Below are 15,247 nucleotides of genomic sequence, written 5' to 3'. Positions count from 1 at the left end.
ATTAGTCCTCCCCCTCAGGGGGAGGTGGCCCGAAGGGCCAGAGGGGGCTTCCCGCCGCAAGATCGGCCACGAACAAACACGAACCCACACGAACGACGGCGAAGTCGTCCTTCGTGCGCTTCGTGTCCCGACGCAGAGCCGACGCTCGCGCACCGTCTCGGGCGTCCCGCCCGTTCGTGTTCGTTCGTGTTCGTTCGTGGCTCCAAGAATTCTCCCCCTGCGGGGGAGGATTAAGAGCCTCCCCCTACCGCTCCGCCGCGACCTTGACGATCCGCTCGGACGACGGCCGCCCGGCGAGGCCCTGGGCCGGGGCGACGGTGATGGTCAGCACCTCGTCCTCGATCTCGGCCGCGGGCCGCCGGCCTTCCACCAGCAGCACCTTGCGGAACTGGGCCAGCACCGCCCGTCCGTCCTTGCGGCGCGACATCCGCACCACCGCCACGCTGGTGACCGTCGCCGCATCGGCGATCAGCGCCGAGGAGGCGGGGGTCGCCTCGGCCTCGAACAGGATGGTCCGGCGCGCGGCGCGGCTGGCCCGCAGGCTCGCCTGCGCCAGCCGCTCCAGCAGCGCCTGGGGGCCGATGGGGGCCAGCCGCAGGGGCGGGCCGTCGCCGGCCAGAGCCGCGGCCGTGCCCTGGGGCCGGGCGTCGGTGAACACGGTCAGGCCGCCCAGCCGCGTGGCGCGCAGCACGGGCTCGCCGAGGTCGTTCTTGTAGATCACGTCGCCGCGCGGCGCCGGCATCGGCTGCAGCGCCCAGACCTCGGGGCTGTCCTCGAACTTCAGCAGCGGCCGGCCCTGGGTGCGGTCCAGGACGAACATCCGCCCGTCCTCGGCCACGTAGCGGGCCACCGGCGGGGCCGGCGCCTGGCGGCCCGAGCCGGCGTGGCGGCCGAAGAGGCCCTCGCGCAGGGACTCCTGCGCCGCCGCGGGGCCTGCGAATCCCGCCGCAAGCGCCGCAAGCAGCGCCGCGAGAACCGCAATCCTGGACGCCGTGGGCTCGCCCGTCATGATCCCGCAGCACATGCTCCGGGATCGGGGCGCTTTTTGGACGCCCCCGAGGCGCTCAGCCGACGAGGTACTGGCCGCCATTCAGCGAAAGCGTCGACCCGTTGACGTAGCCGGCGCGCTCGCCCGCGAGGAACGAGACCGCATCGGCGATCTCCTCGCCCCGGCCGAGCCGGCCCGCCGGGATCTGGGCGATGATTCCCTCCAGCACCTTGGGCGGCACCGCCTGCACCATCTCGGTGTCCACGTAACCGGGGGCCACGCAGTTGACCGTCACCCCCTTGCGGGCGTTCTCCAGCGCCAGGGCCTTGGTGAAGCCGATCACGCCGGCCTTGGCCGCCGAGTAGTTGGTCTGGCCCAGCTGGCCCTTCTGGCCGTTGATCGAGCTGATGTTGACGATCCGGCCCCACTCGCGCTCGCGCATCCCCTCGATGACCTGGCGGGTCATGTTGTAGAGCGAGTCCATGTTGACGCGGATGACCTCGCTCCACTGCTCGGGGGTCATCTTGTGGAAGAAGCCGTCGCGGGTGATGCCGGCGTTGTTCACCAGCACGTCCACCGGGCCCAGCTCGGCCTCGACCTGCCCGACGGCTCGCCGGCAGTCGTCGAACACCCCGACGTTGCCCTTCACGACCATCACGCCGAGGTCCCGGGCGCAGGCGGCCGCCGCCTCGTCGTTGCCGGAATAGCCGGCCGCCACCTTCATCCCGTCGGCCTTCAGCCGCTCCACGATGGCGCGGCCGATGCCGCGCGTGCCGCCGGTCACGAGAGCCACACGGGCCATTCCACACCTCCCTAGTCGGCGGCGGCCGGCCTCAGGCGCCGGCCTTTCCCGCTCACACCGTCTCGACGCACATGGCCACGCCCATGCCGCCGCCGACGCACAGGGTCGCCAGGCCCTTCGCCTTCCCCGACCGCTTCATCTCGTGCAGCAGGGTGGTAAGGATCCGCGCGCCCGAGGCGCCGATGGGATGACCGATAGCGATCGCCCCGCCGTTCACATTGACCTTTTCCGGGTCGAGGCCCAGTTCGCGCACGACGCACAGCGATTGGGCGGCGAACGCCTCGTTGGATTCCACCAGGTCGAGGTCGGCCACCTTCCAGCCGGCCTTCTCCAGCGCCTTGGTGCTGGCCGGGATCGGGCCAGTGCCCATGATCTCGGGATCGACGCCCGCGTGGGCCCAGGAGGCGATCCGCGCCAGGGGCTTCAGGCCGCGTCGGGCGGCTTCGTCGGCGCTCATCAGCACCAGGGCCGCCGCGCCGTCGTTGATTCCCGAGGCGTTGGCCGCGGTCACCGAGCCGTCCTTGGTGAAGGCCGGCCGCAGGCCCGAGACGCTGTCCAACGTCACCCCGTGGCGGATGTATTCGTCCTCGCTGACGACCGTGTCGCCCTTGCGGCCCTTGATGGTCACGGGGACGATCTCGTCCTTGAACTTGCCGGCCTTCTGGGCCGCCTCGGCGCGGTTCTGCGAGACCACCGCGAACCGGTCCTGGTCCTCGCGGGTGATCTGCCAGCGGCCGGCGATGTTCTCGGCCGTCTGGCCCATGTGGTAGCCGTGGAAGGCGTCCCACAGGCCGTCCTTCAGCATGGTGTCGACGAGGGCCAGCTCGCCCATCTTCTGGCCGGCCCGCAGGTTCGCCGCGTGCGGCGACTGGCTCATGCTCTCCTGGCCGCCGGCCACGACGATCTTCGACGAGCCGTCCTGGATCTGCTGGGCCGCCAGCGCCACCGCGCGCAGGCCCGAGCCGCAGAGCTGGTTCAGGCTCCACGCCGGGCTCTCCACCGGCACGCCCGCGCCCACCGCCGCCTGCCGCGCCGGGCCCTGGCCCTGGCCCGCCTGCAGCACCTGGCCGAGGATCACCTCGTCCACGTCGGCGGCCTGGATGCCGGCCCGCTCCACCGCCGCCTGGATCGCCAGCTTGCCCAGCTCATGGGCCGGCAGGCTCGAAAGGGCGCCGTTGAACGAGCCCACGGGCGTGCGGGCGGCGGAAACGATGACGATGTCGCTCATGGGGGGCTCCCGGAGGGCTCCTGACTGGTGATGTGCGGCCCGCTCCTTCTATCGGCAAGGCGAAGCCGGCCCGCAACCCCGGGCTTGTGAATCCTTTCGGTCATTTGCTTATGCGCTCGCATCCGCGATACTGCGCTGCAGAACGAGGCCGCGCGCGCCGCGGCCTGCGCATAAGGGCGAGGAATGGCCGAGACCCAGGAAACGGGCGGCGCCGAAGGCGAGCGCGTCGTCATCAAGAAGTACGCCAACCGGCGGCTCTACAACACCGCCTCCTCCAGCTACGTCACGCTCGAGCACCTGGCGGACATGGTGAAGAAGGGCGTCGACTTCGTCGTCTACGACGCCAAGACCAACGAGGACATCACCCGCACGGTCCTCACCCAGATCATCTTCGAGGAGGAGGAGAAGAGCCAGGGCCAGTCCCTGCTGCCGATCCAGTTCCTCCGCCAGCTCATCAGCTTCTACGGCAACTCTATGCAGGCCTTCCTGCCGAGCTACCTCGAGCTGTCGCTGGCCAGCTTCGCCCAGCAGCAGGAGCGGCTGCGCAGCCAGTTCGCCCAGCTCGGGACGCCGTCGGGGATGGTCGCCTACGAGGACCAGATCCGCCAGAACCTGCAGCTCTTCGACCGGGCGATGAAGATGTTCTCGCCCTTCGCCTATGCGGCCACGCCGACCGGAGCGCCCCCCGGAGCACAGCGTCCGGAAGAGCCGGCGCCGGCCGCCCCGCAGCCGTCCCCGGCCGCCCGGACGGAACCTGCGGCCGACGAGGCGCTTACACAGCTTCGCAAGCAGATGGCGGAGATGCAGGCCCAGATCGACAAGCTCGCCTCCAAGGAGTGAACTGGGGGCCGAGTCTGGCGCGGGGTTTGCTGTCGAAGGTGCATGATGTCCCGAATTGAACGCATCCGGCGCACGACCCTCCTGGGGCGGGCCATCAAGGCCGACAACGACCCGCAGGACGAGGTCGCCGAGGCGCGCCCGCCCGCCCTGCCGATGGTCGTCGGGCCCCAGCCGCGGCCCGATTCCGGCGAACGCGACGGCGCGGCCGTCTTCACCGCCCAGCTGATGGGCCAGGACGGCCAGAAGCGCGGCCTGCGCGCCGGCCCGCTGCACATCGACCAGGCCCGCGGCGCCTACAACAAGGTCGAGTGGTCGGGCTCCAGGGACCGCCGCGCCCGCGCCGGCCGCAACGCCAAGACCGAGGTCTAGGCCCCGCGCAGCCGCGCGACCTGCGCCTCCAGCTCGGCCACCCGCCGCTCCAGCTCGGCCAGCCGTTCCTCGCCGCGCCGGGTTTCCGACTGGGGGATCGGCGTCGAGATCCCCGCCCGGTCCGCCACCGTCGCCGGGGTCTCCCCCAGCAGCTCGGCAAAGACCGCCACCTCACGGGCGGAAAGTTCCCTCTGGTCCTTGAAGACGAGGTCCACCTCGGCCGGGCTCATCCCCGCCGCGGCGGCCAGAACCGCCCGCGAGAGCCCGCGCTCCGAGAGCCGCTCGTCGAACCATCGCGCGTCGAAGAAGAGAGCCATCAGCGTGGCGCCGGTCTTGCTTGGGCCTTCGCGGACCCTTCGACCACGGACCCGGCCATGCTGCAATTCGCCTTCAAGTTCCTCGACCTGGCCGTGGTCACGCTGATCTTCAGCGCCCTCACCTAGAGCTCGTCGAAGCCGCCGGGGATCCGCGCCCGCGACTGCAGCCACATCACGCCCACAAGGTCCGAGAGCGAGGCCCACAGCCGGCCGAGGTTCGTGTACTTCGACCGCCCCGTCTGCCGGTGGCGGTGGTTCACCGGCCGGAACTCCGAGCGGAAGCCCTCGCGGATCATCAGCGCCGGCAGGTAGCGGTGCATGTGGTCGAAGTACGGCAGGCGCAGGAAGGCCTCGCGCCGGAACGCCTTCAGCCCGCAGCCGGTGTCGTTGGCGGTGTCCTTCAGCAGCCGCTTGCGCACCCCGTTGCCGACCTTCGAGGCGATCTTCTTGGCCCGGCTGTCCTGGCGCTTGACCCGCTCGCCGCCGACCATGGCGAGGTCGGGCGGTCCGGCCAGCAGGGCGTCGACCAGCGCGGGCCCGTCGGCGGGATCGTTCTGGCCGTCGCCGTCCAGGGTGACCACCACCTCGCCGCGGGCCGCCAGCACGCCGGTGCGGATGGCCCGGCTCTGGCCGGCGTTCTTCCGGTGGCCCACCAGCCTCAGCTGCGGGATCTCGGCCTTCAGCGCCTGCAGGGCCGCGCGGGTGCCGTCGCGGCTGGCGTCGTCCACGAACACGATCTCGAAGTCGCGCCCCCGGAAGGCGGCGGCGATCTCCCGCGCCAGGGCCGGCGCCGCCCCCTCCTCGTCGAAGACCGGGACCACCACGGAGATGTCGGGGCGCGGAGCCATGGCCGTCCTTAGCGCGAGCCCGGGCCGGGCGCCACCATCGCCCCTTGTCCAGCGAAGCGAGGAAGCCTCCCCGCCGGGACGGTTGTGCTATCACCGCCCCATGACCCTCGAGCGCCTGATCGCCGACTGGAGCCGCGGGTGGCGCGGCCCGGCCGCGGCCGCCTTCATCGCCTTCGTGGCCGGCCTGCCCGGCCTCCTGGCCGTGCCGCCCCTGGACCGGGACGAATCGCGCTTCGCCCAGGCCACCGCCCAGATGCTGGAGAGCGGCGACTTCGTCGTCATCCGCTTCCAGGAGGACCCACGCTTCAAGAAGCCCGTCGGGATCCACTGGATGCAGGCGGCCTCGGTCGAGCTGGTCTCCAGCCCCGAGGCGCGCGAGATCTGGGCCTACCGCCTGCCCTCGCTGCTGGGCGCCATGCTGGCGGCCGCGGCCTGCGCCTGGGGCGCGGCGGCGTTCTTCGGCGGGCCGGCGGGGCTCGCCGCCGGCGCCCTGCTGGGCGCCACCTTCCTGCTCTCGACCGAGGCCTTCATCGCCAAGACCGACGCCATGCTGGCCGGCACGGTGACCCTGGCGCTCGCCGCTCTCGGGCGGCTCTACGCCGCCGCCCGCGACGGGCCGCCGGCCGGGAAGAGCGCCGAGCCGCTGTTCTGGGCGGGCCTGGCCCTCTCGGCCCTGGTGAAGGGGCCGGTGGGGCCGCTGGTCGTCGCCTTGACCCTCATCGTCCTGGCCCTCTGGGACCGCCGGCCCGCCTGGATCGCGCGCCTGCGCTGGTACTGGGGCCTGATCGCCTTCGCCGTCATCGTCGGACCCTGGGCCGGCGCCGTCACCGTCGCCACCGACGGCGGCTTCTGGACCGAGGCCATCGGCGCGGACCTCGCCCCCAAGCTGGCGGGCGGCCAGGAGACCCACGGCGCCCCGCCCGGCTACCACGCCCTGCTGACGCCGATCCTCGCCTTCCCGATCACCCTGCTGCTGCCGGCCGCCATCTTCGTCGCCTGGACGCGGCGGGCCGAGCCGGGCGTGCGGTTCGCGATCGCCTGGCTGGTCCCCGCCTGGCTGCTCTTCGAGCTGACCCCCACCAAGCTGCCGCACTATCCGCTGCCGGCCTACGGCGCCCTGGCCTGGCTGGCCGCCGCCGCCCTGGCCCAGCCGATCGGTCCCCGGCTGCGCTGGGCGGGCGCGGCCCTCGGGGTCGTGGTGGGCCTCGCCCTCGCCGTCGGCGTCATCTACCTGCTCAGCCTCTACGGCGGCGCCGCCGACGCCTGGGCCGCGGCCCTCGCCGCGGTCCTGCTCTCGGGCGCGGGCCTGGTCGGCGGCTATCTGATGATCAAGGGCGCCCCGCGCGGAGGCGTGGCGGCCGCCCTGGTGCTCGGCGTCCTCGGCCACGCCGCCCTCGCCGCCGGGCTCGTGCCCCGCCTGGGGCCGCTGTGGGTCTCGGCGCGGCTCGAGCGGGTGATGTCCGAACAGCGGCTGCTGCCCCGCCAGGGCGTAGCCGAGGCGCCGGTGGCCGTCGCCGGCTACGCCGAGCCCAGCCTGGTGTTCGCGCTCGGCACGCCCACCGAGCTGCACGGCGCCGACGAGGCCGCCCAGGCCATCGCCGAGAACCGCCCGGCGATCGTCGAGGCGCGCGAGGCCGAGGCGTTCCGCCAGGCGCTGGCCGCCCGCGGCGTCACCGCCCGCGAGGTGGCCCGGATCCGCGGCCTCAACTATTCCAAGGGCGACGAGGTGACCCTCGGCGTCTATGTCAGTCCCCAGACCGTGGTGCGGGAGGTCAGGCCATGAGCCGGCGTATCGAGATCGTGGAAGTCGGGCCCCGCGACGGGCTGCAGAACGAGAAGACCCTGCTCGAGGTCGACCAGAAGCTCGAGATGATCCGCCGGCTCGAGGACGCCGGCGCCCGCCGCATGGAGGTGGTCTCCTTCGTCAATCCGCGCCGCGTGCCGCAGATGGCCGGCGCCGAGGAGATCATGGCCGCCCTGAACACGCCGGGCGCCAAGCCGGCCGGCCGCTCGCGCATCGGCCTCGTGCTGAACCAGAAGGGCTGGGAACGCTGCGTCGCCGCCGCCTGCGACGAGGCCAACGTGGTGGTCTGCGCCTCGGACGGCTTCGGCATCCGCAACCAGGGCGCCTCGGTGGCCGAGCAGATCGACGCCCTGGGCGCGATCATGCAGGCCCGCCGCCTGGAGGATCCGCCGGTCACGGTGACCGTCTCGGTGGCCTTCGGCTGCCCCTTCGACGGCGAGGTGCCCGAGGAGCGGGTCGTCGACATCGTCAGGACCGCCGCCGACATGCGGGTGGCCGAGATCGCCCTGGCCGACACCATCGGCGTGGCCGACCCCTGGACCGTCCGCCGCCGGGTCGAAGCGGCGCGCAAGGCCGCCGGCCGCATCCCGCTGCGCCTGCACTTCCACGACACCCGCAACACGGGCCTGGCCAACGCCTACGCCGGCGTCGAGGCCGGGGTCGACATCCTGGACGCCAGCGTCGGCGGCCTGGGCGGCTGTCCGTTCGCCCCAAACGCCACCGGCAACATCGGCACGGAAGACCTCGTCTACATGCTGGAGCGCGGCGGCTTCGAGACCGGCTACGACCTCGACAAGCTCATCGAGATCGGCCGCTGGGTCTCCGGCCTCCTCGGCAAGCCCCCCGCCAGCTCCCTCGCCCGCGCCGGCTCGTTCCCGGTCAAGCGCGAAGAGGCGGCGGCGTAGTTTCTCCGTCTCCTCTCCCCCCGCGAAGCGGAGAGGGAGAGGGCAGGGTGAGGGCCCGAGCGGAGCGAGGGATGGGGCAAGGGTGAGGGCCCGAGCGCAGCGAGGGAACCGCCGCCGAGGGCCTTCGGGGCGCTACCGAGCCTTCATCCGCCACATGATCGGCCGCGCCACGGCCGCGAGCACCACCACCGGCGCCAGCAGCCAGGCGGCCAGGCCCTGGCCCAGCCCCACCGCGCGCTTGCGGAAATAGCGGGCCAGGCCCACGCCCTTGTGGAACTCCACCTTCAGCGGGCTGGCCAGGCTGGTGTGGCCCAGGTGCACGACCTCGGCCTTGGGGTGGAACAGCACCTCGCCGCCCTGCCGGCGCACGCGCCAGCACAGGTCCACGTCCTCGACGTGCAGGAAATAGCCCTCGTCGAAGCCGCCGACGGCGTCGAAATCCTCGCGGCGCATGCAGAAGCAGGCCCCCGAGATGGTCGGGATCGCCGCCACGCCCTCGGGCGCGGCCTCGTCCTCCCAGTGCACCTCGAAGCGCCGCAGCGCCGGGATCGCCCGCGACAGGCCCGACAGGGACAGCAAGGCGCTGACCGGCGTGATGTCGCCCCGCCGCGCGCCCCGCTGCTCGGTGCGGTCGGCGTTCAGCACCCGCCCGCCGACGATGCAGGGGCTGGGCCGGCCCTCGACCTCGCGCACCAGCTCGGCGATGCAGCCGGCCTGCAGGAAGGCGTCGGGGTTGAGGAACACCAGCACGTCGCCGCTGGCCCGGCGCGCGCCCAGGTTCGCCCCGCGGGCGAAGCCCACGTTGCCCTGGCCCGAGATCAGCACCACCCGGTCGTCGCGCTCGGCCAGCGCGCGCAGCCGCTCGGCCTCCACCGGGGTGGAGCCGTTGTCCACGATGACGAACTCGTCCACGAGCGGATCGGCCAGGACGCGGCCCAGGCTCTGCTCCAGGGCCTCGCCGGTCATGTAGACCACCATCACCACCGAGACGCTGCGGCGCGGCCGCAGGGCCTCGGTCGTCAGGACGGATTCGGCGGCGACGACCGACGCGGCGATGCCGTTCATCCAGCCTCCCTCTCGCCGCCCAACCCCGCCTGGACACCCCCGTCCTGGCGCTTGCGCGCAAGATCAGGCGGTAACGCCTCCATGGCAAGTGCTTCCGCCGCCTCGCCCAGGGCGAGGATCTGCTGGCCGTCGGATCCGAGGCGCCTCAGGGCGACCTTGCCCTCTTCGGCCTCACGCCGGCCGACGACGGCGATCACCGGGACCTTCGCGAGGCTGTGCTCGCGGACCTTGTAGTTGATCTTCTCGTTGCGCAGGTCGAGTTCCACGCGCAGGCCCTTCGCCTTCAGCTCGGCCGCGGCCGCGCGGGCGTAGTCGTCGGCGTCGGACGTGATCGTCGCCACCACCACCTGCACCGGCGCGAGCCAGAGCGGGAAGGCGCCGGCGTAGTTCTCGATCAGCACGCCGATGAAGCGCTCGAGCGAGCCGCAGATCGCCCGGTGCAACATCACAGGCCGCTGCTTTGATCCATCCTCGGCGACATATTCCGCGCCCAGGCGCTCGGGCAGGACGTAGTCCAGCTGGATCGTGCCGCACGTCCACGTCCGGCCGATGGAATCCTTCAGCACCCAGTCCAGCTTCGGCGCGTAGAACGCCCCGTCGCCCTCGGCGATCACCGGCTCGACGCCGGCCTTGCGGGCCGCCGCCAGCATCTGCGCCTCGGCCTTGTCCCAGAACTCGTCCGAGCCGGCCCGCACCTCCGGACGCGTGGCGAGCGCGATGTGGTCGCGCTCCAGGCCGAAGTCGGCGTGGATCGAGTTGGCCAGCTCGATGAACCGCGCCGTCTCCTCCTCGATCTGGTCCTCGCGGCAGAAGATGTGCGCGTCGTCCTGCGTGAACGCGCGCACCCGCATCAGCCCGTGCAGGGCTCCCGACGGCTCGTAGCGGTGGCAGGCGCCGAACTCGGCCATCCGCAGCGGCAGGTCGCGGTAGCTCTTCTGGCCGAACTTGAAGATCTGCACGTGGCCGGGGCAGTTCATCGGCTTCAGGGAGAGCTCCTCGCCCTCCTCCGTCTCGCAGACGAACATGTTGGGCCGGTACTTGTCCCAGTGGCCGGACTTCTCCCAGAAGACCCGGTCCAGGACCTGCGGCGTGCGCACCTCCTGGTAGCCGGCCTCGTCGAGCCGGCGGCGGACGTAGCTTTCCACCGTGCGCCACAGCGTCAGGCCCTTCTCGTGCCAGAACACCATGCCCTTGCCCTCTTCCTGCATATGGAAGAGGTCCATCTGGCGGCCGAGCTTGCGGTGGTCGCGCTTCTCGGCCTCCTCAAGGCGCTGGATGTAGGCCTCGAGGTCGGCTTCCGAGGCCCAGGCCGTGCCGTAGATGCGCTGCAGCTGGGCGTTGCGGTGGTCGCCGCGCCAGTAGGCGCCGGCCAGCTTCGTCAGCTTGAACGCCTTGCCGGCGTGCCTCGTGGACGGCAGGTGCGGGCCGCGGCACAGGTCCTTCCACTGGCCCTGGCGGTAGACCGTGATCTTCTCGCCGGCCGGAATGGCCTCGATGATCTGGGCCTTGTACTCCTCGCCGATCTCGCGGAAGTGCCGGATCGCCTCGTCACGGTCCCACTCCTCGCGGCGGATGGGCTCGTCGCGGTCGACGATCTCCTTCATCCGCTGCTCGATCTTCGCAAGGTCGTCCAGGCTGAACGGCTCCTCGCGGGCGAAGTCGTAGTAGAAGCCGTCCTCGATCGCGGGCCCGATCGTCACCTGCGTGCCGGGGAACAGCTCCTGCACCGCCTCGGCCAGGATGTGGCTGACGTCGTGGCGGATCGTCTCGAGGGCCTCGGGCGCCTCGCGCGTCAGGATCTTGAACGCCCCGCCCTTCTCGAGCGGGCGCTCCAGGTCCAGCAGTTCGCCGTCGACCTCCACCAGGATGGCCTTCTTCTCCAGGCTCTTCGAGATGCCGGCGGCGATCTCGCGGCCCGTAACCCCGTCCGGGAACTCACGCTTGGAGCCGTCGGGGAAAACCAGTTCGATCATGTCTCACACGTCCATTTCGCGCCTTTGCGGCGCGGGGGCGGCGGCGGGTCCCAGCCCGACGGCCCCCAGGGATGGCATCGGCACAGGCGGCGCACGGTCAGCCAGGATCCGCGCACCGGTCCGTGCCCGATCAGGGCCTCGGCCGCATATTCCGAACAGGTCGGAAAGAACCGGCATTGGCGCCCGATCAAAGGCGAAAGCGTCAGCTTGTAGGCCCGCAAGGCCCCTCTGACGCAGCTCTCGTAGAGGTTCATGCCGGCTGCGGAAGCTTCTTGGGTTCGGGCCTGCGTTACGCCGGGGTCCCGAAAGGATCAAGCCGAGAGGATCACGCCGCGCCGGCGGGGCTAGTTCGCGCCCCGGCCTGGCGGACAGCCTCGGCGGCGGCCTCGAACGCGAGCAGCGTGGAGGCGTGGCGGGCCGGGTAGTCCTTCACGGGCGCGAGCATGGCCAGGTCCGAAAAACGTCCTTCGGGCGGGGGTCCGCCGTCTTTCAGCATAGCACGGAACTGGTCGCGGGCCGACTCCAGCTCGGAAAGGCTGGCGCCGATCACCTGCGCGCCCAGCACCGAGGCGGCCGCCTGGCCCAGGGCGCAGGCCTTCACGTCCTGGGCGAAGTCGGCCACCCGCCCGTCCTCGACCTTCACGTCCACCACGACTCGGCTGCCGCACAGCTTGGCCACCTTCTCGACCGAGGCGTCGGGCGCAGGCAGGCGCCCGGCGTGCGGAATCTCCGCCGCCAGCCGCAGGAGCCTGGCCGAGTAGAGCTCGTCGATCATGCGGCCATAGGTCGTGCCTGCCGGCCCCCAAGTCAAATCCTCCCCCGCCGGGGGAGGGGGACCGCGAAGCGGTGGAGGGGGCTTCCGCCGCAAGATTGGCCACGAACCAGCACGAACAAACACGAACGACGGCGAAGCCGTCCCTCGACACAACGGCCACGAAGACCACGAAGCTCACGAAGAAGGCCCCCCTTCGCGCCCTTCGAGTCCTTCGTGCGCTTCGTGTCCCCAAACCAGGGCCGCCGCTCGCGCGGCGTCTCGGGCGCCCCACCCGTTCGTGCTGGTTCGTGTTCGTTCGTGGCTAAAAAAATCCTCCCCCGCCGGGGGAGGGGGACCGCGAAGCGGTGGAGGGGGCTTCCGCCGCAAGATTGTCCACGAACCAGCACGAACAAACACGAACGACGGCGAAGCCGTCCCTCGACACAACGGCCACGAAGACCACGAAGCTCACGAAGAAGACCTACCTTCGCGCCCTTCGAGTCCTTCGTGCGCTTCGTGTCCCCAAACCAGGGCCGCCGCTCGCGCGCCGTCTCGGGCGCCCCACCCGTTCGTGCTGGTTCGTGTTCGTTCGTGGCTAAAAAAATCCTCCCCCGCCGGGGGAGGGGGACCGCGAAGCGGTGGAGGGGGCTTCCGCCGCAAGATTGTCCACGAACCAGCACGAACAAACACGAACGACGGCGAAGCCGTCCCTCGACACAACGGCCACGAAGACCACGAAGCTCACGAAGAAGACCTACCTTCGCGCCCTTCGAGTCCTTCGTGCGCTTCGTGTCCCCAATCCAGAGCCGCCGCTCGCGCGCCGTCTCGGGCGCCCCACCCGTTCGTGCTGGTTCGTGTTCGTTCGTGGCTAAAAAATCCTCCCCCGCCGGGGGAGGGGGACCGCGAAGCGGTGGAGGGGGCTTCCGCCGCCGATCTGTCCACGAACCACACGAACGACGGCGAAGCGGTCCCTCGACACAACGGCCACGAAGACCACGAAGCTCACGAAGAAGGCCCCCTTCGCGCCCTTCGAGTCCTTCATGCGCTTCGTGTCCCGATGCAGAGCCGCCGCTCGCGCGCCGCCTCGCCCCCCTACTGCCGCGCCATCTCCGCCGCGCCCACGGCCTCGCCGTCCAGCGCCTGGTCCTCGTCCATGCTCACCGTCACCTTCCGCAAGGCGCCGGTGAAGGCGAACGGGGCGGCGTAGTCGGCGACGGGGCTGCCCCGGTCGAGGCCGATGTCCAGGCCCGACCACGAGATCAGCGTGTGGAAGCCGGTCGTGGCCGTGACCTCGCCCGCCGGCGCGCCGTCGATGGTCAGGGTGAACGTCCGCTCGGGCCCCTCGCCCACGCGGCGCGAGACCACCCCCAGCCGGGTCGCGCCGGCGGGGACCGGACGGTCCGAGACCGCCGTGGTCTTCTCGCCGCCGATGTTCAGCGTGTGCTTCAGCCGCCCGTCCTGGATGTAGAGCGAATAGCCGCTGGTGGCGTCGCCGTGGGCGATCAGCACGCCCGCCTCCCCGCCCTGCAGCCGCACCTCGGCCTCGATCCGATAGGTGCGGGCCCGCACGTCGGGCGCCACGTCGGTCGGCAGGTGGCCCATGCCGGCGTGGAACACGAACCGGCGCCGCGCGCCGTGGAAGCGCGCCGCGTTCTCGGCGAACCTCGGCCCGAAGCGGTCGTCCAGCGGCAGGACCTTGCAGGCCTCCGCGATCCGCCACCAGTCGTCCACCATCGCCGCCAGCCGCCCGGGCTCGGCCTGCGCCAGGTCCTCCGTCTCCGAGAAGTCCCGGTCCAGCCGGTAGAGCTCCCAGCGGTCCTCCTCGAAGGGCGTCCCCGGCGGGTGGAAGGCCACCGCCTTCCAGCCGTCCTGCCAGAGCCCCCGGTGGCCGAACATCTCGAAGTACTGCGCAGCCTTGCGCGGCGGGGCGGCCGGGTCGGTCAGGCTGGCGGCGAAGCTCTCGCCCTCCAGCGGCGCCTGGGCCACGCCCTGCACCGTCTGCGGCGGTTCGATCCCGATCAGGTCCAGCAGCGTGGGGACCAGGTCGCAGGCGTGGGCGAAGCGCTCGCGCACCTCGCCGCGCGCCGGGATCCGCTTCGGCCATGAGACCACCAGCGGGTCGCGGATGCCGCCGCCGTGGGTGTTCTGCTTGTAGCGCTTCAGCGGCGTATTCGACGCCATCGCCCAGCCTTGCGGGAAGTTCGAGTGGGTGTCGGGCCCGCCGATGTCGTCGATCCGGGCGATCTTCTCGGCCATCGGCTCGCCGCGGAAGTTGAACGGCCCCATGGCGTTGACGAAGCCCTGCGGCCCGCCCTCCTGGCTCGCGCCGTTGTCGGACAGCACCAGGATCAGGGTGTCCTCGCGCAGGCCGGCCCGCTCCAGGAAGTCCACCAGCCGCCCGAGGTGCCGGTCGGCGTGGTCCAGCATGGCGGCGAAGGCGCTCTGCAGGCGGGTGAACAGCCGCTGCTCGTCGGGCGCGTAGCTGTCCCAGGGCCGCACCCCGTCGTTGGGCGGCGGCAGCCGGGTGTCGGGGGGCACGATCCCCAGGGCCTTCTGGCGCGCGAGCCGCCGCTCGCGCTCCACGTCCCAGCCGTCCTTGAAGACCTCATCGTAGCTGCGGATCAGTTCGGCCGGCGCCTGGTGCGGGGCGTGGCACGCCCCCGGCGCCAGCCACAGCAGCCACGGCGTGTCCGGCGCGTCGGCGACGTGGTCGGCGAGGTAGCGGATCGACTGGTCCACCAGATCCTCGGTCAGGTGGTAGCCGCTCTCGTAGGTCCCCGGCGCGGGGACGGGCGTGTTGTCCCGCACCAGCTCGGGCGAATACTGGTCGGTCTCGGCGTCCATGAAGCCGTAGAAGCGGTCGAAGCCGCGGCCCAGCGGCCAGCCGTCGAACGGCCCCGACGGCCCCGTCTCGGTCAGCGGGGTGACGTGCCACTTGCCGACCATGTAGCTGCGGTAGCCGTGCGGCCGCAGCATCTCGGGCAGGGTCCCCGCCTCGCGGGCGATCTTGCCGCGGTAGCCCGGATAGCCGGAATCGAAGTTGGCCAGGCAGCCCACGCCCACCGAGTGGTGGTTGCGCCCGGTCAGCAGCGCCGCCCGCGTCGTCGAGCACATGGCCGTGGTGTGGAAGCCGGAATAGCGCAGCCCCTCGGCCGCCAGCCGGTCGATCGTCGGCGTCCGGATCGGCGAGCCGTAGCAGCCGAAGTCCGAGAACCCCACGTCGTCGAACAGCACGACCAGGATGTTCGGCGCGCCCTTCGGCGGGCGCGGGGCCTGCGGCCACTCCGGCGTGGACTCCGCCACGGTCCGTCCGATCTTCGCCGTCATGGCCGCCCTCCTTCAGTCAGGGGGCGA

Annotated in this window: 14 protein-coding genes; 4 read left to right on the top strand and 10 right to left on the bottom strand. The window is 71.7% G+C overall.

The window, feature by feature from the left end; translation table 11 throughout:
* Positions 1-244: 244 nt before the first annotated feature.
* Genes PHZ_RS02340 through PHZ_RS02330 form a run of 3 tightly spaced genes read right to left on the bottom strand, consistent with a single transcriptional unit; the run spans position 245 to position 3,018 of the window.
* Complete coding sequence (locus PHZ_RS02340; RefSeq protein WP_012520995.1) at positions 245-1,009, bottom strand: DUF4908 domain-containing protein; 765 nt, start codon at positions 1,007-1,009, stop codon at positions 245-247.
* Positions 1,010-1,064: 55 nt separating this feature from the next.
* Positions 1,065-1,790: an acetoacetyl-CoA reductase gene (gene phbB, locus PHZ_RS02335; RefSeq protein ID WP_012520994.1), complete on the bottom strand. Its 726-nt coding sequence runs from the start codon at positions 1,788-1,790 to the stop codon at positions 1,065-1,067.
* A gap of 52 nt (positions 1,791-1,842) precedes the next feature.
* Positions 1,843-3,018: an acetyl-CoA C-acetyltransferase gene (locus PHZ_RS02330; protein ID WP_012520993.1), complete on the bottom strand. Its 1,176-nt coding sequence runs from the start codon at positions 3,016-3,018 to the stop codon at positions 1,843-1,845.
* Positions 3,019-3,201: 183 nt separating this feature from the next.
* Between PHZ_RS02330 and phaR the strand changes: the two genes are divergently transcribed.
* Together phaR and PHZ_RS02320 are read left to right on the top strand one after the other, a co-directional pair.
* Positions 3,202-3,858 carry a polyhydroxyalkanoate synthesis repressor PhaR gene (gene phaR / locus PHZ_RS02325; RefSeq protein ID WP_012520992.1) on the top strand — a complete coding sequence of 219 codons (657 nt, stop codon included), beginning with the start codon at positions 3,202-3,204 and terminating at the stop codon, positions 3,856-3,858.
* 45 nt (positions 3,859-3,903) lie between these two features.
* Positions 3,904-4,227 carry a hypothetical protein gene (locus tag PHZ_RS02320; protein WP_041373026.1) on the top strand — a complete coding sequence of 108 codons (324 nt, stop codon included), beginning with the start codon at positions 3,904-3,906 and terminating at the stop codon, positions 4,225-4,227.
* On the opposite strand, the gene PHZ_RS02315 is transcribed toward PHZ_RS02320, so the two are convergent.
* Together PHZ_RS02315 and PHZ_RS02310 are read right to left on the bottom strand one after the other, a co-directional pair.
* The gene (locus PHZ_RS02315; protein ID WP_041373024.1) at positions 4,224-4,544 is read right to left on the bottom strand and encodes a helix-turn-helix domain-containing protein; all 321 of its coding nucleotides are present in this window, start codon (positions 4,542-4,544) and stop codon (positions 4,224-4,226) included. The two genes, PHZ_RS02320 and PHZ_RS02315, sit on opposite strands and share 4 nt — an antisense overlap.
* A 122-nt stretch (positions 4,545-4,666) precedes the next feature.
* Entirely contained in the window at positions 4,667-5,392 is a 726-nt protein-coding gene (locus PHZ_RS02310; RefSeq protein WP_012520989.1) for a glycosyltransferase family 2 protein, read from the bottom strand.
* A gap of 100 nt (positions 5,393-5,492) precedes the next feature.
* Between PHZ_RS02310 and PHZ_RS02305 the strand changes: the two genes are divergently transcribed.
* Both PHZ_RS02305 and PHZ_RS02300 read left to right on the top strand, forming a co-directional pair.
* The gene (locus PHZ_RS02305; RefSeq protein ID WP_012520988.1) at positions 5,493-7,175 is read left to right on the top strand and encodes an ArnT family glycosyltransferase; all 1,683 of its coding nucleotides are present in this window, start codon (positions 5,493-5,495) and stop codon (positions 7,173-7,175) included.
* Positions 7,172-8,101, top strand: a complete 930-nt coding sequence (locus PHZ_RS02300; protein WP_012520987.1) for a hydroxymethylglutaryl-CoA lyase — start codon at positions 7,172-7,174, stop codon at positions 8,099-8,101. The genes PHZ_RS02305 and PHZ_RS02300 overlap by 4 nt, the downstream gene beginning before the upstream one ends.
* 132 nt (positions 8,102-8,233) lie before the next feature.
* Here PHZ_RS02300 and PHZ_RS02295 read toward each other — a convergent pair whose 3' ends face one another.
* The 5 genes from PHZ_RS02295 to PHZ_RS02280 form a co-directional block, all read right to left on the bottom strand.
* Entirely contained in the window at positions 8,234-9,166 is a 933-nt protein-coding gene (locus PHZ_RS02295) for a glycosyltransferase family 2 protein (RefSeq protein WP_012520986.1), read from the bottom strand.
* Positions 9,163-11,139 carry a threonine--tRNA ligase gene (gene thrS, locus PHZ_RS02290; protein ID WP_012520985.1) on the bottom strand — a complete coding sequence of 659 codons (1,977 nt, stop codon included), beginning with the start codon at positions 11,137-11,139 and terminating at the stop codon, positions 9,163-9,165. Before thrS ends, PHZ_RS02295 begins: the two co-directional genes overlap by 4 nt.
* Positions 11,136-11,393: a membrane protein insertion efficiency factor YidD gene (yidD, locus tag PHZ_RS22025; protein WP_012520984.1), complete on the bottom strand. Its 258-nt coding sequence runs from the start codon at positions 11,391-11,393 to the stop codon at positions 11,136-11,138. The genes thrS and yidD overlap by 4 nt, the downstream gene beginning before the upstream one ends.
* Positions 11,394-11,464: 71 nt before the next feature.
* Positions 11,465-11,914 carry an iron-sulfur cluster assembly scaffold protein gene (locus PHZ_RS02285; protein ID WP_012520983.1) on the bottom strand — a complete coding sequence of 150 codons (450 nt, stop codon included), beginning with the start codon at positions 11,912-11,914 and terminating at the stop codon, positions 11,465-11,467.
* 1,071 nt (positions 11,915-12,985) lie between these two features.
* On the bottom strand, positions 12,986-15,220 hold the full coding sequence (locus tag PHZ_RS02280) for an arylsulfatase (RefSeq protein ID WP_012520982.1): 2,235 nt from the start codon (positions 15,218-15,220) through the stop codon (positions 12,986-12,988).
* Positions 15,221-15,247: the final 27 nt, after the last annotated feature.

The organism is Phenylobacterium zucineum HLK1 (assembly GCF_000017265.1).
GTDB lineage: Bacteria > Pseudomonadota > Alphaproteobacteria > Caulobacterales > Caulobacteraceae > Phenylobacterium > Phenylobacterium zucineum.
The sequence above is the reverse complement of the archived record's forward strand: the minus strand, read 5'-3'. Positions and strand labels throughout refer to the sequence as shown.

Coding starts and splice junctions, on each gene's coding strand:
- PHZ_RS02310 (WP_012520989.1), bottom strand. CDS start 5,392: ATGGCTCCGCGCCCCGACATCTCCGTGGTGGTCCCGGTCTTCGACGAG.
- PHZ_RS02285 (WP_012520983.1), bottom strand. CDS start 11,914: ATGATCGACGAGCTCTACTCGGCCAGGCTCCTGCGGCTGGCGGCGGAG.
- PHZ_RS02295 (WP_012520986.1), bottom strand. CDS start 9,166: ATGAACGGCATCGCCGCGTCGGTCGTCGCCGCCGAATCCGTCCTGACG.
- phbB (WP_012520994.1), bottom strand. CDS start 1,790: ATGGCCCGTGTGGCTCTCGTGACCGGCGGCACGCGCGGCATCGGCCGC.
- PHZ_RS02320 (WP_041373026.1), top strand. CDS start 3,904: ATGTCCCGAATTGAACGCATCCGGCGCACGACCCTCCTGGGGCGGGCC.
- PHZ_RS02330 (WP_012520993.1), bottom strand. CDS start 3,018: ATGAGCGACATCGTCATCGTTTCCGCCGCCCGCACGCCCGTGGGCTCG.
- PHZ_RS02300 (WP_012520987.1), top strand. CDS start 7,172: ATGAGCCGGCGTATCGAGATCGTGGAAGTCGGGCCCCGCGACGGGCTG.
- phaR (WP_012520992.1), top strand. CDS start 3,202: ATGGCCGAGACCCAGGAAACGGGCGGCGCCGAAGGCGAGCGCGTCGTC.
- PHZ_RS02315 (WP_041373024.1), bottom strand. CDS start 4,544: ATGGCTCTCTTCTTCGACGCGCGATGGTTCGACGAGCGGCTCTCGGAG.
- PHZ_RS02280 (WP_012520982.1), bottom strand. CDS start 15,220: ATGACGGCGAAGATCGGACGGACCGTGGCGGAGTCCACGCCGGAGTGG.
- PHZ_RS02305 (WP_012520988.1), top strand. CDS start 5,493: ATGACCCTCGAGCGCCTGATCGCCGACTGGAGCCGCGGGTGGCGCGGC.
- yidD (WP_012520984.1), bottom strand. CDS start 11,393: ATGAACCTCTACGAGAGCTGCGTCAGAGGGGCCTTGCGGGCCTACAAG.
- PHZ_RS02340 (WP_012520995.1), bottom strand. CDS start 1,009: ATGACGGGCGAGCCCACGGCGTCCAGGATTGCGGTTCTCGCGGCGCTG.
- thrS (WP_012520985.1), bottom strand. CDS start 11,139: ATGATCGAACTGGTTTTCCCCGACGGCTCCAAGCGTGAGTTCCCGGAC.